Here is a 19,631-nt window from a genome sequence, read left to right as displayed (position 1 = left end):
CGAAAGAAACCCGGTGCTCGCCTGATGGGGCGTCAGCATGTGCGCGGGCATGGCCTGTTGCCTTGAGCAACGGCCTGACCGACACAGCATCACATGCTTGGATTCTTAGATCAAATCGATGGGAAGCCAGCGATGTTAAGGTTCCGCAGTGATTTTTTCACGCCATAAAAGGGTGGCTTATCGGTCGACGCTATCCGGGGAGGACAACCTTCAGGGGGTGTCCGGAATGAGATGGCGGGCCGTCAGCTCCGCGTGGATCGCCTCGAGGTGGGAGATCTCGCCGGCCGCGGGATTGGCCCCGGTGGAGGTGGGCACCACGACCCCGGCGAGCGGGTCGTCGCCGCGGGGCGCGGTGAGGGTGAGGACGGCGCCGACATCGGGCGCGGCGGCGTCGCGGGCGGTCAGCGGCGGCAGGTTCCAGCGGCGCTCGACCGTCTTGAGGATGGACGTGTGGTCCAGCGGCGTACTGCCCTCGGGCACCCGGAAGACCGTTCCGGCCGGGATCAGCGGGGAGACCAGCACCGTGGGGACGCGGACCCCGAAGCGGGTGAAGTCGAAGCCGTACTCGCCCACCGAGCCGTCCGGCGGTGTCGCCCCACCGGGCGGGGGCACGTGGTCGTAGCAGCCGCCGTGCTCGTCGTAGGTGATGACGAGCAGCGTCTGCTGCCAGCGCGGTCCGCCCCGCAGGGCGTAGTAGACGTCGTGGACGAGCTGCTCCCCGAGGGCGACGTCGTAGTTGGGGTGCTGGCTGTTGCCGGTGGAGGCCCAGGCGGGCTCCAGGAAGGTGAAGGGCGGCAGGGTGCCGTTCGCCGCCGCCTTGCGGAAGTCGGCGAAGAGGCCGAAGCGGGAGGCGGGGGCGCTGTGGAGGTCGGGGAAGTTCCCGCGGGTCAGCGGCTGCTTCTCGTAGCCGTAGACGGACCAGCCCAGACCGGCCTGGCTCAGCCGGCCGAAGATGGACGGCACGGTGAAGGTGTGGGTGGCGTCGTCCATGTGGCCCTGGCTGGTCGCGGCGCAGACGAAGGCACGGTTGGGCAGCGTCTCGGTCGGCACGGAGCTGTACCAGTGGTCGCACACGGCATAACCGCGCGCGAGGCCGGACAGGACCGGCAGGGCCTGAGGAGTGAAGCAGCCCATGATGCTGTGCGAGGTGGTGCCCGGATAGACCGACCAGCCCTGCCGGGCCCTGAGGGCGAGCGTGGCCGCGTAGTCGGTGACGAAGCCCTGGTTGGTCGCCGTCGCGGCGGGCGCCGGGCTGCCGAAGAGCTGCTGGTTGGTGGCCTGGTAGCCCTCTCCCGGATCCGCCCCCGGCATGAAGTACGCGCCCGGAGCAGCCGGGTCGATGCGGAAGACCGGCACGGGGGTGCCGTGCTCGTCCGGATTCGACTCCTGACCCGTCAGGCCCTCGAAGGGCTGCCCGGCCGGGGAGACATTGCCCTGATCGGTGTAGAGGAAGCCGAGCATGTGGTCGAACGAGCGGTTCTCCAGCATCAGGACCACGATGTGCTCGATCGAATCCAGTGGACCGGTCATCGGCGTCAGAGCTCCCAGGACGGGCGGTTGCGATCAGCACGGAGACAGGCGCAGAGAGTAGCACTCCGACTCCGTGCCGTACCCCGGTGTGCACCGGGGTCAGGCGCAGCGCTCGATCGCGACGACGGCCACGTCGTCGTTCAGGGAACCCCCCGCGTGGGCGAGCAGATCGTCGTGCAGACGCTGGACGAGCCGCTGCGGATCCGTCTCGTGCCACGACGCGACGCGTTCGGCGAGCGGATAGAAGCGGCCTTTGGCATCACGGGTCTCGATCACCCCGTCGGTGTAGAGCAGCAGCAGGTCGCCGATCCCGTACGGGAACGTCTCCGCCTCGTAGTCCCTCTCCGAGACGTCGCCGCCCAGGCCCAGGGGGAGCGCGGGGTCGTCCACCAGCAGCTGCCTCACCTGCGCCCGGTGCAGCACGAGCGGCGGCGGATGCCCGCAGCTGATGAGCTCGAGCGAGGGCTCGTCGTCGGCGATGTCGAGCACGGCGGCCGTGACGAAGTTCTCCGAGGCCCCCGGCTCGTCGTCGGGGGCCATCGTGTCCCAGTAGACGGCGTTCTGCAGGTGCGCCACCAGCCGGGGCAGCGGAGGGTTGCGGTGCGCCGCGGCACGGAAGGCGCCGAGCAGCAGCGCGGCCGCCCCCACCGCCGTCAGCCCCTTCCCGCGCACGTCGCCGATCATGACGCGCGTGCCGTGCGGGGTGCGCTCGGCCGCGTAGAGGTCGCCGCCGATCTGCGCCTCCGCCTCGGCCGCGACGTACATCGAGGCGAGCCGCAACGGCCCGACACGCGACGGCAGGGGACGCAGCAGCACCGACTGGGCGACGTCGGCCACCCACCGCGCCTGGCTCAGCTCCTGCTCATGGCGCTCGTGCGCGAAACGGAAGACGGTGATGAAGACCGAGATCACGGCGAGGGCGGCGATCTGCGCCTCGTGGTTCGAGGTCGTCAGGCCGCCGTGGAACACCCCGATGAGGACCTGCGCGATCACGGCGAGCGCCCCGATGACACCGGTGAGCAGCGCCCCGCCGAACATCGCGGTGATGGCGGGCGCGACGACGAGCAGCGGGCCCAGATGGATGTCCGGGCCGCTCAGCAGGTCCACCGCCATGATCAGCGCGATCAGCCCGAGCGGCACCGCGAGCAGCACATGCCTGCGGTGCGGGGCCCGCCCGTTCCGGGACACCTCACGCTCGGGACGCATGTTTCCTGCTTACACTCCCGCGGGCCCGGGCGCCTGCGCTCAGTCCTGTGCCCGCTGGGTCACCGGTGCGTCCGTGCGGTCACCGAGGAACTCGTACCAGCGGCGCTGCAGGCACACGTAGCGGGTGTCCGCCTCGACCAGGTGCAGGAACGAGGCAATCGCTTCCCCCAGGCGCTGCTGGTGCCCCTCGTCGGACAGACTGCCGTCCTCGCGGAACCCCTCGTGCGCCTTGGCGAGGCTGAACATGTCCGGGTAGACGCGCGTCCCCAGATGCTCGAGCGGGACACGCAGCGCCCACAGTCCCCGGTTGCCGCCGACCATCGACGGCGACGCGGACACCAGCAGGGCGTGCTTGTCCTTGAACGGCTGGGGCCGGACGCGGGACACCCAGTCGATGGCGTTCTTGAGGCCGCCGGCCACCGACCCGTTGTACTCCGGGGCGGAGATCACAAAGGCGTCGCTCGCCTGCACACGCTCGCACAGCGCCATCGCCCCCGCGGGCACCCCCTGCTCCTGCTCCACGTCGCCGTCGTAGACCGGCATGTCGAAGTCCCTCATATGGGCCAGGTCGACGGCCGCGCCCGCGCCCATCACCAGCTTGGACACGAGCACGGCCAGCCGGGCGTTGAGGGAATCGGCCCGCAGTGCGCCCCCGAAGACGAGAACCCGGACCGGTGCGGGTGCGGTGACGTCGGCCATGGCGCCGGATCTCCTTCAGGGCGAGGGCGTCCCCCTGCCTCATCCTCACGGTGCCGCCCGGCTCCTGCGACTCGGACGGCGCCGTACGGACAACGTCACCGGGGGAGTGCGCCGGGCAGCAGCCCGGCCGCCTCGAGGTCCCACCACAGCTGCCGCGGGATCCGCAGGCCCGCCCACCGTACGTCCGCGGCCACTTCCACCGCGCTGCGCATGCCGACCAGGACGGACACCACCGCGGGGTGGAGGGCCGGCCACGCCAGCGCCGCCGCGGGCAGGGGCACACCGTGCCGCTCGCACACCATGGCCACCCGCAGCGCGCGGGCCACGACGGAGGCCGGGGCCCGCGCGTAGTCGTACCGCGCCTCCGCGTCCGGCGCGGCCAGCACTCCGCTGTTGAACACCCCGGCGGCGACCACGGCCACCCCGCGCCGCTCGCACAGCGGGAACAGCGTGCGCTGCGCGCGGCTGTCCAGCAGGCTGCACCGCCCGGCGCACAGCACCACGTCGGGATCGGTCTCGGCGACGAACCGGGCCAGCAGCGGCGTCTGGTTCATCCCCACCCCGATCGCACCCACCACCCCCGTCGTCGCGCAACTGCGCCAGCGCGGGGAACGCCTCACCGGCCGCCTGTTCCCAGTGCTCGTCCGGATCGTGGATGAACAGCACGTCCACCCGGTCCAGCCCGAGCCTGCCCAGGCTCTCCTCCAGGCTCCGCAGCACCCCGTCCCTGCTGTAGTCCCGCACCCTGGCCCGGTCCGGGGCGCCGGCGAACTCGGCGCCGTCCGCCCCTCCCGGACCGTCGGCGAGGAGCCGGCCGACCTTGGTGGAGACCGTGAACTCCCGCCGGGGAACGCCCACCAGCGCGGCGCCGAGCCGCTGCTCCGACAGCCCGGCACCGTAGTGCGGGGCGGTGTCGAAGTAGCGGATGCCCGCCTCCCAGGCGGCCTCGACGGCCCGTACGGCGTCGCCCTCGCCGACCGGCCGGAACAGCCCGCCGAGTGCCGCCGCGCCGAATCCCATCCGGGTGACCGGGACGCCGGACCGGCCGAGGACGGCCCGCGCACCCGGGCCGCCGGGCAGCGCCTCCGCGGTCACCGGGGCCGCCAGGACTGCTCGATCTTCTCCACGGTCAACACCCGTACAGGGACAGCGCGGTCGCCACCGCATTGATCCCGGTGGAAAACTGAAAGGACGTCAATATTGCGGTGATCCATGGAGCCGACCGGTGACGCACCACCAACTGGGCGGCGCCCACGGACCGTTCGGCCGGGTTCGCGCGCATCCCCGCCACCTCGCCGGCAACGGCACCGTCGCCGGAGCGTAACCGCCACGGCACCGCGTCCGGACTGACGGTGCGTCCCCATACGAGCCGAGTCCGCGTCACATGCCCTCCCCGCTCGGTCGACGGCCCCGGAAACGGCAGGCCCGTTTCCACGATGCCCGGCCGTACGGCCGGGGCAAGAGCAAAGTCGGCTGATCCGGACGAAGCCCCGGAACCCGGGGATCCACATAAGCGAAACTTCGTGCGAAGATTCCGTGTCACCCGGCCAGAGCGGCCGGACGACAAGGGGAACTTCATGAGATCTACCACGCTCAGATCCGCCGCCGGGGCGGTGCTGACCATGGCCGTGTCGGCCGTGCTGCTGCCTGCCTCGGCCGCGAACGCCGCCGAGCGGCCCGGCGCCGTCGACCACGCGACGGCCGAATCCTTCGGCCGCATCGCCGGCCAGGTGCTGACCGAGCGCACGGCAGCGATCCTGGACCACGCGCCGGCGCGGCGAATAGCCCCGCAGTCGTCCCGCACGGTGCGCCTGTCGGCCGCCGTGGCGCGTTCGGAGAAGGCGGTGGACGCCTCGCTGCGGACCCGCAAGCAGCGGCTCGCCACCCTGGGCGAGGCGTACACCGCCGGCGACACGAAGGTCGCCGTCGACCAGGTGCGCGCCACCAACGGGCACGCCACGGTGCGGGTCACCGAGACCACGACGCTCACGTACAAGAAGATCCGCGGCGACGAGCCCGCCACGACCGGCTTCAAGGCCCACCACGAGCTGAGCTTCTCCGCCGCCGCGCACGGCACATGGGAGCTCACGGGCATCAAGGCCGCCGACGACGGCCCCCGGCCGGTCAACGCCCCCGCGGCGAAGACGGCGGCGGCGAAGAACCTGGGTCCGACCCCCCGCGCGCAGCGCTCCTCCATCGACTGGCCCGCGCGGCCGGTGCCCAAGCGGCAGACGTCCTCCGGCTACAACTACCGGGCCATGGCCGCGTACGCGGAGAAGTACTGGCGGAACTACAACCCCGCCTACCGCAAGTTCAACGAAGTGGGCGGCGACTGCACCAACTTCATCAGCCAGGCGCTGAAGGCGGGCGGCTGGAAGCCCGCGTCCGGCGCGAAGAACGACTACCAGAAGTGGTGGTACACCTCCTCGAGCCAGTCCGACACCTGGATGGGCGCCACCCAGTGGTCGTGGTATGCATTGAATTCCAAGCGAGTGACCAGCCTGAAGAACGTGTATCAGCTGGACGTCGGGGACATCCTGCAGATGGACTTCGACGGTGACGGGTCCAAGGACCACTCCATGATCACCACCTACCGGAGCCGGTACGGCATCCCGTACCTGACCTACCACTCCACCAACACCTACCGGAAGTCGGTGGCGAGCATCATCGCCTCGTACCCGGACGCGCTCTACTACGCCTACCGCACCTGACGGTCCGCCGGGTCCGGCCTCGAGCCGGGCCCGGCTCCCATGGCTTGAAAGGCCCTCTCCTCGAGATCGCCGCCGACGGCTAGCGTGCCTGGGCGCGGGGGGCCGACTCGGGTGAGTGAAGGGGATCCACAGGCGTGTTCTATTACCTGTTCCGGGCCATGGTGCTGGTGCCGGTGTGGCGGTGGCTGTTCCGCCCCAGGATCGAAGGGATGGAGAACCTGCCGCGCACCGGCGCGGCGCTGATCGCGGGCAATCACCTGTCGTTCTGCGATCACTTCCTGCTGCCGGCCGTGGTCGACCGGAAGATCACCTACCTGGCCAAGCAGGAGTACTTCACCGGCCGCGGCATCAAGGGCCGGCTCACCGCGGGCTTCTTCCGCGGCGTCGGCCAGATACCGGTCGACCGCTCGGGCAAGGAGGCGGCACAGGCGGCCCTCGACGCCGCACTGCGCGTGCTGGAGAACGGCGACCTGCTCGGCGTCTACCCGGAGGGGACACGCTCGCACGACGGCCGGCTGTACAAGGGCAAAGTGGGCGTCGCCGCCATGGCACTGAAATCGGGCGCCCCGGTGATCCCCTGCGCGGTGATCGGAACGTTCGAGGCCCAGCCGACGGGCAAGCGCCTGCCGCGCAAGGTCCCGCTCACGGTCCGCTTCGGCAAGCCGCTGGAGTTCTCCCGGTACGAGGGCATGCACGACCACCGCGAGGTGTTACGGGCCGTCACGGACGAGATCATGTACGCGATCCTGCGCCTGTCGGAGCAGGAGTACGTCGACACGTACGCGGCCGAGGCCAGGGCCGCGCTGCGCACCGTACCGTCCGGGGCCGCAGCGGCCTGACCTCGCCTGCAGCACGTCAGGAGAACTCCTGGACGACGTGTTCGGCCGCCCGGTGCTCCGCGCTGGGCGGATCGAGCTCGCTCAGCGAGAGCAGGTCCGTGTCGTCGCTGAGGTACTTCTCCCACGCCTCGGCCATCTTCTCCTGCCGGTCGCGGGGCAGTTGCCCCACGGTGTCCCGGCTCGCCGGAGCGAGCGCGTTGAGGAACCGTGCCACGGTGTCGATCTGCATGATCCGTCCTCGTCGTCGGCGTGGCCGCGCGGTGGTCCGGCGACCCTGTCGGCATCTCTTCCATCCGACGGCCCGTCCGGACACCCGTGTCACGGCTGGGGTCACCCGGACGGAGCCGGGGCGGCCGGGACCGTCAGACGTCCAGGCTCGTCAGATATCCAGGCCCGTCAGGCGTCCAGCAGAGCCCGCGCCCACTGCTCCTCGCGCTGCTCGATGTACTCGGCATCGCTTCGCCAGACATCGCCGTGGCCCTCTGCCCACAAGGTCGCCCATGGCTGGCTGCCCCGGGCGCTCTGATCGCGCAGAAACGTGTGCATGGAGCGGGTCCGACGCCCCAACAGGGGAACCAGCGCGCGCCGTTGCTCCTCGTCGAGCCCGTAGGCGTCGACGAACACCCGCAGCCGTTCTGCGGCATCGGCACGTTGCAGTCCGGGGCGTGCGGACAGCGGGACGAACCCGTGCAGGGCATACGCGACGTCCCACAGACGGGAACCGGGGGCGGCCGTGTCCCAGTCGATGAAGGCCCACTCGCCCTGGTCACCGTCACCGGCCACGAGGTTCCACGGCGCCAGGTCGTGATGGGCGATGATGTCGCTTCCCTCGGCCGGTATCAGCACCTGCCACTGCGCATCGCGCGGAGGCGTGAAGCCCTGCACCGCATCGTGGAAGTCCCTGACGAGACGTGCCGCACGGGCCACCTGGTGCAGGGGATCCAGCAGCGAGAACCGGCCGGGCCAGACCACGTGACCCGGCACGAAGGTCAGTACCTCGCGGCCCTGTTCGTCGATGCCGAGCGGGCGCGGAGCCGCCCGGAAGCCGGCCCCGTGCAGGTGCGTGAGCAACGCGTGCACGGCAGGAGTCCACGGCCCCGCGGGACGACGGACGGTGTCGCCGACACGGACGACACCGTGGCTGACGTTGCCGCCGGAGAGCGGCTGTTCTTGATCATGCTGCACACGGCCAGTCTCGCTGCCGCGGAAGCGCGTGGGAAGATCTTTTCGCAGTGCGCACGGGTTCGGCTGTGGAGGCGGAAGGTGACGATGTACGCGATATCCCTGGGCGACGACGGCGCGGAACTGCGCCCGCTCGAGCCGTGGCAGGCCGAGGAATTCCTGGCGCACATGGACCGGGGGCGGGAATTCATCGGGCAGTACAACGGACTGCCCGACATCGTCACCGATCCGGAGTCGAGCCGGGCGTTCCTGCAGGCGTACGCGGACAAGGCCGCGGCCGACGCCGGACGGCTCTGCGGCATATGGGCGGACGACAAGCTGGTCGGCGCGGTCTTCTTCCGGCAGATGGACACCCAACAGGGCACCGCCGAGGCGGGCTGCTGGCTGGAACCGTCGGCAGCGGGCAGGGGGCTGGTGACCCGGGGCGTACGCGTACTCATCGACTGGGCCGTCGAGAAGCGGGGCATCCACCGCGTGGAGTGGTGGGTCGTGCCGGAGAACGAGCCCAGCATCGCCGTGGCCCGGCGGCTCGGGATGACGAAGGACGGCGTGCTGCGGGAGAGCTACCTCTACCGGGGCAAGCGCCACGACGAGGAGATCTGGTCGGTGCTCGCACCCCAGTGGCGAGCGGACAGGTCCGGCACGCCGGAATCGCACTGATTGGTCGCGAACCGGCCGACCGTTTCCTTCGGTTCGGCAGAACAGTTGGTCCGGGAGCGCAGTAGTTGCCCGTCATCCACGAAAGGAACAACGGTGCGTTTTTGTCGTCTTCGCCGTCCGGCCGCCATCGGCCTCGGCGGGCTCGTCCTCGCTCTGACCGTCTCCACGACTACGGCCACCGCCGCGAGCGGAACGTTCGTCTGGATCGGTCCCAAGGGCAAGGCGTACAGCATCCAGAACCCGCCGGACGGGAAGTGCTACGACATGGGCCAGGAAGCGCGCGGCGCGCAGAACGCGACGGCCAAGCCGCTCGTCGTCTACACCGAGAAGCGGTGCAAGGGGAGTGCGGTGCGCCTCGCTCCCAAGCAGTCGGCACCGAATGGCGCGCGCTTTTCCAGCGTCATCTTCGGCGCGCACTAGGGTTCGTCGTCCCGACCCTAGGCGACGTGAATCCGGTAAGGGGAAGCGACGGCCACGAGATGGCTGTCCGGGGTGGTGTCGTGTCCGTGGAGGCGTGCGGGTTCGGCGGCCATGGGCATGATGGCGAGTTGGGCGATGGTCATGCCGGGGCGGAGGCGTACGGGCCAGGGGGAGACGTTGGCGATTTCGAGGGTGAGGGGCTCGTCGTGGCCGGGGTCGATGAAGGCGGAGGCGATGTGCACGGCGACGCCGAGGCGTCCGGTGCCGGCCTTCCCTTCGACGCGGGCCGCGTACTTGCCCGACAGCCGCACCGTCTCGGTGGTGCGGGCGAGGAGGAACGCGCCGGGGTTCATGACGTGGCCGTCGGTGTCCATGTAGAGCGGGAAGGTGTGCCGGGACTCGAGCGAGGCGGCGTCGAGTTCGGCGATGGTGGGGTCGGGCATGCGCAGTTCGCTGGCGAGGGTGAGGTCGACGGAGGCGGGCCGGATGGCTTCGGGCGCAAGCGGGCTGACATCGATGTCACCTTGCTGGAGCGCGGTGAGTATCTGGTGGTCGGGGAGCAGCATGGGATGAGGCCTCGCGTGTTCGTGGCGGAACGGTGGACTGATCTTATAGAGCCCCGCTGACAACCAATCAGTTCCCCGTCCCCGCGAGGCGAGGCGGAGAACATCGCATACAGCTTGACCTCGGGTTGCCCGATGTCGTACAACTCGACGCCGAACAAGTCGCGTTGGACAGCGGTGGTGCCGTATGCCTGGGGGACATGTATGCATGAGCACCCGATGAAGCGACAGCCGATGGACCTGGACGCCTACGCGGAACGCGCCCGGACCGGACCCTGCTTCGTCTGCGCGTTCCTGTCCGGGAACCCGGAGTACGAGCACCACACGATCGCCGAAGACGCCTGGCACGTGGCCTTCCTCGACCGATGGCCGACCCTGCCCGGGAAAGTCCTCGTCGCCCCGAAGCGGCACATCGAGCACGTCGTCCGGGACATGGACGAGACCGACTTCGTGCGCCTGATGCGGTTCATCCGCCGCGTCGCCCTCGCCGTGGAGCATGTGTGCCGCCCCGAGCGCACGTACGTGTACTCGCTCGGCAGCCAGCAGGGCAACGCCCATCTGCACTGGCACATCGCCGGACTTCCGCCCGATGTGCCGTACGACCGGCAACAGTTCCATGCCCTGATGTCCGAGAACGGCATCATGAACACGCCACCGGACGAAACGGCGGCAATGGCCGCGCTTCTTCGGGATGCTCTGGCGGACGGGCGTACCTAGACCAGATCCCGGTCGTACCGACCGGCCTTGTAGTCGGCGAACAGGGTGTACTCGACGTCGATCCGTGCGGTGGCCTCGTCGCCGAAGTCCTTCTCCACGGGTTCGAAATCGACCAGGGAATACTCGCTGTACCCCTCGAAATCGCCGGGCTCGTCCGCAACGCCGACGTGAACGGGAGTGTCGTCGGGCAGTCCGGCGAGGGCCGCCCGGAGGCGGCCGACTGTCCACACCTGCGGGGCGTGGTCGAATGTGTCAGACATGGGCCGAGGGTATGGCCGCGTGTGGCGGAGCGGTGTTTCCCACGCCGTAGTGCCGACGCGCTGAAGCCGGCCGCCAGTTGACCGGCCGTTTGCGAAACAACGAGGACAAACAGCAAGATGTGCATATCCCGAACAAAAAGGTGGATCTGCACGGAATGAGCATAGGAAGCACGATCGGCCCCGGCAGCAGACGGCGCCTCCTGCAGTGGTGGATCCTGGACTGCGCGGCCCGCTACGGCGCCCTCTTCGCCATGGGCTGGGCGATCAGCGGGACCGCCGACCTCGTGGCCGCCGCGGGATCGAGGGACCCGATGCGCCCGGACCCCTTGGAATCCTTCTGGACCTGGCTCCTTCTCACGCCGGGCATGCTGGCCATAGTCGGTCTGCCGTCGATGGTGCTGTTGCTGGCCGTCTCGGAGCGCAGGTACAAGACGGAGTCGGGCGGATTTCGGATCCTGACGACCGGGCTGCTGCTGGTCCCGCTCCTGCTCGTGCTGTTCGCGGGTGGCGGCGGCTGGCCGGTGCTGGTCATGCCGATCGCGCTCTTCTTGTTCACGTTCTGCCTCATGCCCCTGCCGATGCCGGAGCACTGGTCCGAACAGGACTGAGCCCGCACCCCGTGCCGACACCGGACTTGGCACGGACATTACGATCGAGACGTGACGATCGAGTACGAGTGGCGGGGCGACTTCGACAACGCCGCCCTCAACGCGCTGCACGCTGACGGCTTCGACCACCCGGTCGCTCGGACCGACTGGAAAGAACAGCTGCAGCGCCACAGCCTCGGCTGGGTCTGCGCGTGGGAAGACGGCTCTCTGATCGGTTTCGTCAACGTTGTCTGGGACGGTGGAGCGCATGCCTTCATCCTGGACACGGTGGTCGCTCGGCATTGCCGGTCGAGAGGAGTCGGTGCCGCGCTTGTCGCAACTGCAGCCCATGAAGCCCGTGCGGCGAGGTGCGAATGGCTTCACGTCGATTTCGAGAAGCACCTGCGTTCGTTCTACTTTGATGCCTGCGGCTTCAAGGAGACGACAGCCGGCCTGATCGCTCTGTAACGCTGTGCGCCAAGCCCTGGGGCAGGGCGCACACGTTCTCAGGGGCGACCTTACGCCGCGGGAGCGCGTCCGTGGCGCCACGGACTCGGGATCAGCTGGGGGACGCGACGCTTGTACTCCTCGTAAGTCTCCGGGAACGCCTCGGCCATCAGCTTCTCCTCGACGCGGATCTTCCACTGCACGAGGACGACGGCCAGCAGCACGGCCACCACCCAGCCGCCGAGCAGCATCAGCAGTGCGGTGCCGATGAACATGCCGAGGATGCCGGTGTAAATGGGGTGGCGAACGATCGCGTAGGGGCCGTCGGTGCGCAGTTCGTGGCCCTGCATGGCCACGGGGGCGGAGGTCCACATGAGGCCGAGGCGGATGCGGGCCCAGATCGCGAAGACGGTCGCGGCGATCAGTACGACGGCGCCGACGGCACGCAGCCACTGCACATGCACGGTGATCGGGTCCCAAGTGCCGTGCGGCAGCAGCGCGTTCACCGTCACCGCCACCACGATCCCGGCGACGACGCTCCACCGCTGGAGCGGCTGCCCGCGCTTGCGCACGGCCGGGGACCGCCGGGCGTTGTAGAGCGCGCCGAGTGCCCATACGGTCAGGAACGTGAGCCAGCAGGCGACATCGATCCCTGTCGCAATGTGACGCCACTGTGAGTCGGTCATGTTTGCTACGCCCCCTTCAGCCGGGACGGCCGCCGTGCCGCCGCCGACTTTTCCGATGAGACGTGGCGGCATGCGGACAGGGTTCCATGGAAGCGACATTCCGGAGTCACCGGACACGCTGCCCGGGCCCGCGCTGGCGGCGACCGGCAAGTTCACCGTGAGGCCGAGGCGGCCGAAGAGGGGAAGGCGCTGCTCCTCTGCCATCCCCCTCCCGTCTGATTCACTGTCAACTCCCATGTATTTTGAGCCAACTTGACATCCGCTGAGTCCCACTCGCCAACAGAAGCTTGTCATGTTCGCGACGAGCTCGTTTACTGCGGGCAGCAGCTGAGACTCAAGGAGGCGCACCAGTCTCATGATCAAGCGAACAGCCGTCCTGACGGCACTTATCCCGGCCATGCTGAGTGCTACGGTCGGCGTCGCTTCGGCGCACCCCGCGCCGTACGCGACCCCGGCCGTGGTCACCCTGACCTACGACGCCAGCAATGCCGGTCAGTGGGCGGGCCCGATCAAGCAGGCCGTGCAGAACTGGAATGACGCGGTGCACAACGTGCGCTTGGAGCCGACGAACACCCCCGGCTCGGCGGACTATGTCTACGAGGCGACCAGCGGCTGGCCGCAGGCCACGTTGGGGCCGGTCTTCCCCGGCGGCAACGGTGATGTGCAGCTGGGCCAGCAAGCGGTGGACGAGGGCTACGACGCGACCCGGATCGCGGCGCACGAAACCGGGCACATCCTCGGGCTGCCCGACGACTACAGCGGCCCGTGCTCGGAACTCATGTCCGGCCACGGCCCCGGCACGTCCTGCACGAACGCCAAGCCGGACGCTGCCGAGGCGGCGCAGATCGACAAGAACTACGCCGCCGGTACGCCGACGGTGCGCCCGCATCACCACCAGGTGGTGATCGACATCTGGTCCGGCCGGGTTCTCTCAGGCTCGCGCTGACTGGCCGACAGCACGCCTGCCGCAGGGGCCGGCTCGGGCACCGTCGACAGCGTGTCTCACAGAGTCAGCAGGAGCAGAGTCAGTGCGGGCGGAAGGAGCATCGTGGCCAGGTGACTCAGCAGGGTCCGGGCCATGCCCAGGATGAGGAACAGTGCCAGTCCGGCCGCGAGCCAGCAGCCGAAGACCGGGATAGCGAGCTGCTGAGTCGCAGTTTCCTGCTCCCGAGTAGTGGGCTCGAAGGGTGGTCCGCCGATCATCATCAAGAAGAGCACGCTGCTCATGAACAGGTTGCTCATCCCGACGATGACTGCCGTTGGCCTGTCTTTCCGGCGCGCTTTTCTCCGAAGCCGTATGACGCTCATGGTGCGGGATCCTATGCGGAGGGCCACGACTCGCTCTTGGACAGACTGTCTCGGTCAATAACGCGGGACCACCGGTACAGCCGCTCGGTCGGCCGGGGCCGGTTGTCCTTGCCGAATCGGACCAGCTCCGTTACACAGTCCGGGGTCGACCCCGAGCCGGGGTGGAACGGGTCGCGAGATAGAGAGCGACGGCCCAGCCGATGAGGGTGCCGCCAAAGACAACATTGATGGCCAGGACGAGCAGTCGGCTGGGATGCCTGCGGCGGAACGCGACGACCGACGGCACGAAGTACAAGGCCACGATGACGACGCCGAGGGCAACTGTCTCGAACGGTCCTATGCTGTTGAACACCGGCTCAGCCTATCCCGGTGCTCCCGCCGTACGACCCCGGGTGCTCGCGCCACGGCCTCCGGCGTCAGCCGACCCTGATGGCGTCGAGTTTTTCCCTGAGATAGCGGTGCGAATCGATACCGCGCACATCCGTACCCGGGTTGCATTCATAGAAGTACACCAACGACATCAATTCCTCGGCCGGCTCGTCGACGGGCGGCGGCAGCACACGATGCCGCCCGGAACACCAGTGGCCTCCGGTCCAAAACGCCATGAGGTCACCGATGTTGACAGTGAGGGCATCCGGGTCGTACGGGGCGTCCTGCCAGCCGTCGGTGTCCGTGAAGACCTGCAGTCCTCCCCGGCCCTGCTGCCGGTCCAGGACCGTGACCGTGCCGAAGTCGGTGTGCGGCCCGATCCGGAACTGTCCCGGCTGCGGGGCACCGACCGTCTCCGCGCCCGGGTACCAGTTGATGTTGAACCCCCACGTGGGGTGAGTGGTATGCCGGGTGAAGAAGTCCTCGTCCTCGCCGAACGCGACACCCAGCAACCCCAGGATGCCGTCCGAGAGTTCGCGCATCCCGGCCAGGTATGCGGTCACCAGGGGCCGCAGGTGCGGGATTTCCGCGGGCCAGGTGTTGGGGGCGAACCACTCGGCGTCCACGGCCAGGTCCCCGCCGGGGTCCTCCGCGGCGAAGGAGAGGGACTCCTTGAGGTCGGGTGGCGTTTTCGTGCCCTCGGCGTACCCATTGGCTTCGGCACCAGGTCCGAGCCAGCCGCGTTCGCCGACTTCGACGGCGTACGACCGCTTGATCTTTTCTGGGAGCCCGAAGAACACACGGGCCTGTGTGCGGACGGCAGCCCGCAGGTCCGGAGTAATGTCATGCCCGGTCACGAGCAGGAACCCCGCAGTACGCAGTGCTCGGTCGACTGCAGCAGGACTGTCGTCGGTCCGCCAGGTGCGCAAATCGATGGTGGGGATAGAGGCCACGACGGGACTTTTCTCGCGAGCATGGGTTGCCAAACCCACGTCGTTGGACATGCCTCGCCGCGACATGTTCGTGGGCGAGGTCAAGGCGCGCGCAGCACTCATCCGGAGAGGTGACTGTTGCGTCGGTCTGTCCCGTGAAGCACCGCTCTCCGGCAGGCTCGTTGACACCTTGTTCATCGACTGCTCAGCGCGGTCACGTCCGGCAACAGGTGCAGCCCGTCTGGTCAGCCAGTCTGGTCAGGCAGCCGTGTCCGGGGGCCGTGCCCGGAGGGGTACATGGGTGGTATCAGTCGTCGGAGGCTTCTGGGCGGTATGGCGGCGGCCGTTGGCGGGGTGTCGTTGTCCGTGCTGCCGGGGAGCGTGCAACGGGCGGTGGCGGCGGGGCCGGCCCGGAGCGGTTCGCTCAGGGACATCGAGCATGTGGTCCTGCTGATGCAGGAGAACCGGTCGTTCGACCACTACTTCGGCACGCTCAAGGGGGTTCGCGGCTTCGATGATCCCGGCGCCTTGAGGATGTCGGACGGCCGCAGTGTCTTCCACCAGCCGGACGACCTGAATCCCGAGGGGTATCTGCTGCCCTTCCATCTCGACACGCACAAGACGAACGCCCAGTCCATTCCGTCCACCAGCCATGCCTGGGGCGTGCAGCACGAGGCGTGGAACGGCGGGCGGATGGACCGGTGGATGCCCGCGCACCGCCGGGCGGACAAGGCCGACGCCCCGTATGTGATGGGCTATCACACGCGCGAGGACATCCCTTTCCAGTTCGCCTTGGCCGAGGCGTTCACCATCTGCGACAACTACTTCTGTTCGGTCCTGGGGCCCACCTGGCCCAACCGGCTGCACTGGATGTCGGGCACGGTCGACCCCGGTGGGACCCAGGGCGGCCCCGCCACCACGAACAGTTACCCGCCCACCTTCTACCAGTGGACGACCTACGCGGAGCGCTTGCAGGAAGCGGGCATCAGCTGGCAGGTCTACCAGGGAGAAGACAACGGCTCCTACAACGTGTTCAACGGCTTCAAGCAGTTCCGCGAGGCACAGCCGGGTGATCCGCTGTACGAGCGTGGCATGCGCAGGCTGCCCGAGGGCGCTTTCGAGGAGGACGCCCGCAACGACCGCTTGCCCGCGGTCTCCTGGCTCATCCCGTCCACCGCGGAGTCGGAACACCCCGACTCCTTGCCCGCGGCGGGTGCGGACTACGTCGCCCGGAAAATCGAAGCCATTACCGACAACCCTGATGTGTGGGCCAAGACGGTCTTCATCATCAACTACGACGAGAACGACGGCCTCTTCGACCACGTCCCCCCGCCTGTACCCCCGCACGGAACACCGGACGAGTTCGTGGGCGGCCTGCCGATCGGCGGCGGTTTCCGGGTTCCCTGCCTGATCATCTCGCCCTGGACGGTGGGCGGATGGGTCGCCGGGGAAGCTTTCGACCACACCTCCTGCCTGCGCTTCCTGGAACGCTGGACAGCAGCGCACGGGACGGAAGTGAGAGAACCCAACATCGGCTCCTGGAGACGGCACGCCTTCGGCGATCTCACGTCCGCCTTCGGATTCACCCGCCCCGTACACAAACCGCCCCGTCTGCCGTCCAACACCAAAGAACAGCTCGCCGAGGCCGAGCTGGAAGCTGCCACTCTCCCCAAGCCCACCTTCCCCACCACACACCAGACCCCTCCCCATCAGGAACACAGCACGCACAAACACCGCTGACACCGGAATATGCGCTGTCGCGGGCCTCGCCTGGGCCCAGTCGCTTTGCCGGGTCAGCGCATCTGGGTGAGCCGCTGTTCGACGCCTTTGGGGTCGCGCGCCCATGTCTCGCCGATCTCGCGGGAGATGGGGTCGGGGAAGATCTCCGGATCTCCGCGTTCCAGCCCGTCCAGAACGGCGCGCGCCACCTCTTGCGGTGTCGTCGTCGGGTAGGCGCCGAGGCCCGGGGCCGAGCCGAGGGCCTGGGCGAGCATGTCGGTCTCCACCGGCCCCGGGAACACGCCGTGCACGACGATGCCACGCGGTGCGAGGTCCTCGCGGAACGCCTGGGTCATGACGTTGAGCGCGGCCTTGGAAGCCGGATAGCCGCCCATGCCCGGGGTGCCGCCGAAGGCTCCGATGCTGATGACATTGACGATGGCGCCACCACCGTTGTGCTCGATCACCGGGGCGAAAGCGCGGACCATCCGCAGGGGGCCCAGGACATTGGTGCGCATGACGTTCTCGACGGCATCGAGCTCCATGTCGATCAGGTGGCCGAGGTTGATGGCCCCCGCGTTGTTGACCAGGACCGTCACATCCGGCGCGGCCTGCACGGCCGCACTGATCGTCTGTGGGCTGGTGACATCGAGCACCAGCGGGACCACGCGCTCCGGGGCCGCCGCGGTCACCGGCTCCAGAGTCTCCGGCCGCCGGGCTGCCGCATAGGCACGGGCCGCGTCCCTGGCCAGGAACTCGGCCAGCAGAGCCCGGCCGATACCGCGGTTGGCGCCCGTCACGAGGACGACGGAGTCCTTGATCCGCATGTCGCCACTCCCTTCCCTCTATTCCCTCTGTGCGGCGCCCCCTCTGCCCACTCTCACCCCAGCACCACCACCGCGCATTCCTACGCCCGGTCTTTCCGGCAAAATGCCGGACTGCCGGGGTCTCTGGAGAGTTACTGACAGGTTCTGGAACGTCACGCCCAGTTACTCGTCACCTGGCTCCCGCACGGCCATCGGAAAACTGTGATGCATGCTGCAACTGCCCTTGATACGCTCCCCGACATGTTCATCCGCGCCAGCCAGAGCTGGATCATCAGGCCCCGCAGCGCCGCATAGCGGCAAGCTGCGACCAGCATTTCCGACAGCTTCGCCGCACTCCGGTTCCCCGCCGGTGCGGTGCTCGACGCTGCCCGGCTCCGACGATGACTCACACCGCGGAGCACTTTTCATGAACGACCAGAACCACCACAACACCCATGACGAACTGCGCGATTTGCGCGATCTCCTTCCCCCGGCCGAATCGATCCTGGCAGCCGCCCCCGTCGAACTGACGCAATGGGTCACCCGTCACGCCTCCCGGCTGACCGGTCTCGGCCCCGGAACGGACCCGGAGACCCCGCTCGACGACCTGGAGCCGCTGCGCGACCTCATCGGCGGAGCCCGCGTGGTCGCCCTCGGTGAGAACTCGCACCAGATCCGCGAGTTCGGCCTGCTGCGCCATCGCATCATGCGTTTCCTCGTCGAGGAACTGGGCTTCACCGCCTACGCCATGGAGTACGGAGCCGCCGAGGGCCGCGCCGTGGACGCCTGGATCCAGGGAGGGCCGGGCGACATCGACGACCTCCTGGCGCCCGAGAGAGGTGAAGCGCAACGCGACAACACCGAAGGCGAGGAAAAGGGGCGCAGGATCAAGGGACTCGGGCAGCCCGTCGAGTGCCGGGACACCCTGCGATGGCTGCGCCGCCACAACGCCGGTGCCGCGCACCCGGTCCGCTACGTCGGCTGCGACATCCCGATGGCCGGCGGCTCGCTCGCGCCGGTGCTGGAGCCGGTCGCCGCCTACTTGGCCACCGTGGACCCGGGCGCACTGCGCTTCCTGAACACCGCCCTGGAGATCTCCGGACCCATCGCCGGCGGGACGGTCATGGTGCCGGCCTACGCCAGGCTCACTCTCGACCCGGCAGAGCAGGACCGCCTCACCACCGCGCTCGCCCGGCTGCTGGGCCGTTTCACGGACCTGCGTGAGATCTACGCCGAGCGCAGCGGCCGCACGGCATACGAGACCGCGCTGTCGGACGTCCGTGCGGCGGTGGCGACCGACCGGGCCCAGCGTGCCATGGCCGAGGCACTCGCGGGCGCGCCCGACGGCCCGGGCTTCGCCGCCCGGGAGCGGTATCTGGCAGACACGCTGCTGGAGTTCCTCGAGCGGTCCGGGCCCGACACCCGCGTCGTCCTTGTCGGTCACAACGCCCACATCCAGCGCTCGGCCAACTGGACCGACGGCCCACTGGCGGTGGCGACCATGGGCCATCTGCTTTCCCGGGCGCTCGGCGCGGACTACGTTCCTCTCGCGCTGACCGGCAACGGCGGCGAGACGGTGGAGAACGTACCCGACCGGGATCACCCGCTCGGGATGCGCTGGGGCCGGGCCGTCACCCCTGAAGCCGCACCGGACAGCGTCGAGGCGCTGTTCGCGGGCGTGCCCGGGGAACCTGCCCTGCTGGATGCGCGGGCGCTGCGCGCGTACGCGCGTCGCCACGGGCTGCCGGAGCCGGTCCGTACCCGGCTGGACACCGCGTTCCTCGAGATCCCCGCCCTGGAGGCGTTCGACGGGATCATCTGCGTCCCGGACACCACCCTCAGCGCCGACACGCCGCAGTAGGCGGCAGGCGTGCCTTGAGCACGGGCGGGGCGGGCCGTTCCGTACGAGTCACGGGCGGCCCGCCACACCGGCTCGGCTCGGTGCGGAGCCGGTGGGCCCCGTCGCCGGGTGAACACGGCGACGGGGCCT

Annotated in this window: 22 protein-coding genes and 1 pseudogene; 10 read left to right on the top strand and 13 right to left on the bottom strand. The window is 69.0% G+C overall.

The annotated features are described in order from the left end of the window. Positions 1-210 precede the first annotated feature (210 nt). The 4 genes and pseudogenes from ACV530_RS23055 to ACV530_RS23040 form a co-directional block, all read right to left on the bottom strand. Positions 211-1,530, bottom strand: coding sequence for an alkaline phosphatase family protein (locus ACV530_RS23055; protein WP_494334508.1), 1,320 nt, complete (start codon positions 1,528-1,530; stop codon positions 211-213). A gap of 99 nt (positions 1,531-1,629) precedes the next feature. Further along, positions 1,630-2,736: a PP2C family protein-serine/threonine phosphatase gene (locus ACV530_RS23050; protein WP_494334507.1), complete on the bottom strand. Its 1,107-nt coding sequence runs from the start codon at positions 2,734-2,736 to the stop codon at positions 1,630-1,632. Positions 2,737-2,775: 39 nt separating this feature from the next. Next, a complete protein-coding gene (locus ACV530_RS23045) occupies positions 2,776-3,435 on the bottom strand; it encodes an NADPH-dependent FMN reductase (RefSeq protein ID WP_494334506.1) in 660 nt (219 codons plus the stop codon). Positions 3,436-3,530: 95 nt separating this feature from the next. Then, a pseudogene (locus tag ACV530_RS23040) lies at positions 3,531-4,455 on the bottom strand (aldo/keto reductase). Between the two features lie 557 nt (positions 4,456-5,012). Between ACV530_RS23040 and ACV530_RS23035 the strand changes: the two are divergent. Then, positions 5,013-6,146, top strand: coding sequence for an amidase domain-containing protein (locus ACV530_RS23035; RefSeq protein WP_494334505.1), 1,134 nt, complete (start codon positions 5,013-5,015; stop codon positions 6,144-6,146). A 134-nt stretch (positions 6,147-6,280) separates the two neighbouring features. Then, entirely contained in the window at positions 6,281-6,985 is a 705-nt protein-coding gene (locus tag ACV530_RS23030) for a lysophospholipid acyltransferase family protein (RefSeq protein ID WP_494334504.1), read from the top strand. Between the two features lie 16 nt (positions 6,986-7,001). Here ACV530_RS23030 and ACV530_RS23025 read toward each other — a convergent pair whose 3' ends face one another. Together ACV530_RS23025 and ACV530_RS23020 are read right to left on the bottom strand one after the other, a co-directional pair. Beyond that, on the bottom strand, positions 7,002-7,214 hold the full coding sequence (locus ACV530_RS23025; protein ID WP_494334503.1) for a hypothetical protein: 213 nt from the start codon (positions 7,212-7,214) through the stop codon (positions 7,002-7,004). A 167-nt stretch (positions 7,215-7,381) separates the two neighbouring features. Next, positions 7,382-8,170, bottom strand: a complete 789-nt coding sequence (locus tag ACV530_RS23020) for a phosphotransferase enzyme family protein (RefSeq protein WP_494334502.1) — start codon at positions 8,168-8,170, stop codon at positions 7,382-7,384. Positions 8,171-8,254: 84 nt separating this feature from the next. On the opposite strand from ACV530_RS23020, the gene ACV530_RS23015 reads away from it, so the two are divergent. Together ACV530_RS23015 and ACV530_RS23010 are read left to right on the top strand one after the other, a co-directional pair. Beyond that, positions 8,255-8,827, top strand: coding sequence for a GNAT family N-acetyltransferase (locus tag ACV530_RS23015; protein WP_494334573.1), 573 nt, complete (start codon positions 8,255-8,257; stop codon positions 8,825-8,827). A gap of 93 nt (positions 8,828-8,920) precedes the next feature. After that, positions 8,921-9,247, top strand: a complete 327-nt coding sequence (locus tag ACV530_RS23010; protein WP_494334501.1) for a hypothetical protein — start codon at positions 8,921-8,923, stop codon at positions 9,245-9,247. A gap of 17 nt (positions 9,248-9,264) precedes the next feature. Here the strand turns inward: ACV530_RS23010 and dcd are convergent, their stop codons facing one another. Further along, a complete protein-coding gene (gene dcd, locus ACV530_RS23005; protein WP_494334500.1) occupies positions 9,265-9,813 on the bottom strand; it encodes a dCTP deaminase in 549 nt (182 codons plus the stop codon). Positions 9,814-10,029: 216 nt separating this feature from the next. Between dcd and ACV530_RS23000 the strand changes: the two genes are divergently transcribed. Further along, positions 10,030-10,527: an HIT family protein gene (locus tag ACV530_RS23000; protein WP_494334499.1), complete on the top strand. Its 498-nt coding sequence runs from the start codon at positions 10,030-10,032 to the stop codon at positions 10,525-10,527. Here the strand turns inward: ACV530_RS23000 and ACV530_RS22995 are convergent. Further along, positions 10,524-10,787, bottom strand: a complete 264-nt coding sequence (locus ACV530_RS22995; RefSeq protein WP_494334498.1) for a DUF6225 family protein — start codon at positions 10,785-10,787, stop codon at positions 10,524-10,526. The two genes, ACV530_RS23000 and ACV530_RS22995, sit on opposite strands and share 4 nt — an antisense overlap. 155 nt (positions 10,788-10,942) lie before the next feature. Between ACV530_RS22995 and ACV530_RS22990 the strand changes: the two genes are divergently transcribed. Then, entirely contained in the window at positions 10,943-11,395 is a 453-nt protein-coding gene (locus ACV530_RS22990; RefSeq protein WP_494334497.1) for a hypothetical protein, read from the top strand. A gap of 51 nt (positions 11,396-11,446) precedes the next feature. Next, entirely contained in the window at positions 11,447-11,842 is a 396-nt protein-coding gene (locus tag ACV530_RS22985; protein ID WP_494334496.1) for a GNAT family N-acetyltransferase, read from the top strand. Positions 11,843-11,892: 50 nt separating this feature from the next. Here the strand turns inward: ACV530_RS22985 and ACV530_RS22980 are convergent, their stop codons facing one another. Next, positions 11,893-12,507 carry a methyltransferase family protein gene (locus ACV530_RS22980; protein WP_494334495.1) on the bottom strand — a complete coding sequence of 205 codons (615 nt, stop codon included), beginning with the start codon at positions 12,505-12,507 and terminating at the stop codon, positions 11,893-11,895. A 355-nt stretch (positions 12,508-12,862) separates the two neighbouring features. Here ACV530_RS22980 and ACV530_RS22975 point away from each other — a divergent pair, with 355 nt between their 5' ends. Beyond that, positions 12,863-13,453 carry a snapalysin family zinc-dependent metalloprotease gene (locus ACV530_RS22975; protein ID WP_494334494.1) on the top strand — a complete coding sequence of 197 codons (591 nt, stop codon included), beginning with the start codon at positions 12,863-12,865 and terminating at the stop codon, positions 13,451-13,453. Between the two features lie 56 nt (positions 13,454-13,509). On the opposite strand, the gene ACV530_RS22970 is transcribed toward ACV530_RS22975, so the two are convergent. The 3 genes from ACV530_RS22970 to ACV530_RS22960 form a co-directional block, all read right to left on the bottom strand. Beyond that, positions 13,510-13,815: a hypothetical protein gene (locus tag ACV530_RS22970; RefSeq protein ID WP_494334493.1), complete on the bottom strand. Its 306-nt coding sequence runs from the start codon at positions 13,813-13,815 to the stop codon at positions 13,510-13,512. A gap of 130 nt (positions 13,816-13,945) precedes the next feature. After that, positions 13,946-14,167 carry a superinfection immunity protein gene (locus tag ACV530_RS22965; protein ID WP_494334492.1) on the bottom strand — a complete coding sequence of 74 codons (222 nt, stop codon included), beginning with the start codon at positions 14,165-14,167 and terminating at the stop codon, positions 13,946-13,948. A gap of 64 nt (positions 14,168-14,231) precedes the next feature. After that, positions 14,232-15,188: an isopenicillin N synthase family dioxygenase gene (locus tag ACV530_RS22960; protein ID WP_494334491.1), complete on the bottom strand. Its 957-nt coding sequence runs from the start codon at positions 15,186-15,188 to the stop codon at positions 14,232-14,234. A 225-nt stretch (positions 15,189-15,413) separates the two neighbouring features. Here ACV530_RS22960 and ACV530_RS22955 point away from each other — a divergent pair, with 225 nt between their 5' ends. After that, positions 15,414-16,856, top strand: coding sequence for an alkaline phosphatase family protein (locus tag ACV530_RS22955; protein WP_494334490.1), 1,443 nt, complete (start codon positions 15,414-15,416; stop codon positions 16,854-16,856). A 53-nt stretch (positions 16,857-16,909) separates the two neighbouring features. Here ACV530_RS22955 and ACV530_RS22950 read toward each other — a convergent pair whose 3' ends face one another. Next, positions 16,910-17,662, bottom strand: coding sequence for an SDR family NAD(P)-dependent oxidoreductase (locus ACV530_RS22950; protein ID WP_494334489.1), 753 nt, complete (start codon positions 17,660-17,662; stop codon positions 16,910-16,912). Between the two features lie 406 nt (positions 17,663-18,068). Here ACV530_RS22950 and ACV530_RS22945 point away from each other — a divergent pair, with 406 nt between their 5' ends. Then, positions 18,069-19,502: an erythromycin esterase family protein gene (locus ACV530_RS22945; protein WP_494334488.1), complete on the top strand. Its 1,434-nt coding sequence runs from the start codon at positions 18,069-18,071 to the stop codon at positions 19,500-19,502. The last annotated feature ends 129 nt before the right edge of the window (positions 19,503-19,631 follow it).

Source organism: Streptomyces sp. SX-6 (assembly GCF_059089585.1).
The sequence above is the reverse complement of the archived record's forward strand: the minus strand, read 5'-3'. Positions and strand labels throughout refer to the sequence as shown.

Excerpts from the sequence above, each read along its gene's own strand:
- ACV530_RS23055 (WP_494334508.1), bottom strand. The coding sequence starts at position 1,530 with ATGACCGGTCCACTGGATTCGATCGAGCACATCGTGGTCCTGATGCTG.
- ACV530_RS23050 (WP_494334507.1), bottom strand. The coding sequence starts at position 2,736 with ATGCGTCCCGAGCGTGAGGTGTCCCGGAACGGGCGGGCCCCGCACCGC.
- ACV530_RS23045 (WP_494334506.1), bottom strand. The coding sequence starts at position 3,435 with ATGGCCGACGTCACCGCACCCGCACCGGTCCGGGTTCTCGTCTTCGGG.
- ACV530_RS23035 (WP_494334505.1), top strand. The coding sequence starts at position 5,013 with ATGAGATCTACCACGCTCAGATCCGCCGCCGGGGCGGTGCTGACCATG.
- ACV530_RS23025 (WP_494334503.1), bottom strand. The coding sequence starts at position 7,214 with ATGCAGATCGACACCGTGGCACGGTTCCTCAACGCGCTCGCTCCGGCG.
- ACV530_RS23015 (WP_494334573.1), top strand. The coding sequence starts at position 8,255 with ATGTACGCGATATCCCTGGGCGACGACGGCGCGGAACTGCGCCCGCTC.
- dcd (WP_494334500.1), bottom strand. The coding sequence starts at position 9,813 with ATGCTGCTCCCCGACCACCAGATACTCACCGCGCTCCAGCAAGGTGAC.
- ACV530_RS23000 (WP_494334499.1), top strand. The coding sequence starts at position 10,030 with ATGAAGCGACAGCCGATGGACCTGGACGCCTACGCGGAACGCGCCCGG.
- ACV530_RS22995 (WP_494334498.1), bottom strand. The coding sequence starts at position 10,787 with ATGTCTGACACATTCGACCACGCCCCGCAGGTGTGGACAGTCGGCCGC.
- ACV530_RS22990 (WP_494334497.1), top strand. The coding sequence starts at position 10,943 with ATGAGCATAGGAAGCACGATCGGCCCCGGCAGCAGACGGCGCCTCCTG.
- ACV530_RS22980 (WP_494334495.1), bottom strand. The coding sequence starts at position 12,507 with ATGACCGACTCACAGTGGCGTCACATTGCGACAGGGATCGATGTCGCC.
- ACV530_RS22975 (WP_494334494.1), top strand. The coding sequence starts at position 12,863 with ATGATCAAGCGAACAGCCGTCCTGACGGCACTTATCCCGGCCATGCTG.
- ACV530_RS22970 (WP_494334493.1), bottom strand. The coding sequence starts at position 13,815 with ATGAGCGTCATACGGCTTCGGAGAAAAGCGCGCCGGAAAGACAGGCCA.
- ACV530_RS22960 (WP_494334491.1), bottom strand. The coding sequence starts at position 15,188 with ATGTCCAACGACGTGGGTTTGGCAACCCATGCTCGCGAGAAAAGTCCC.
- ACV530_RS22955 (WP_494334490.1), top strand. The coding sequence starts at position 15,414 with ATGGGTGGTATCAGTCGTCGGAGGCTTCTGGGCGGTATGGCGGCGGCC.
- ACV530_RS22950 (WP_494334489.1), bottom strand. The coding sequence starts at position 17,662 with ATGCGGATCAAGGACTCCGTCGTCCTCGTGACGGGCGCCAACCGCGGT.
- ACV530_RS22945 (WP_494334488.1), top strand. The coding sequence starts at position 18,069 with ATGAACGACCAGAACCACCACAACACCCATGACGAACTGCGCGATTTG.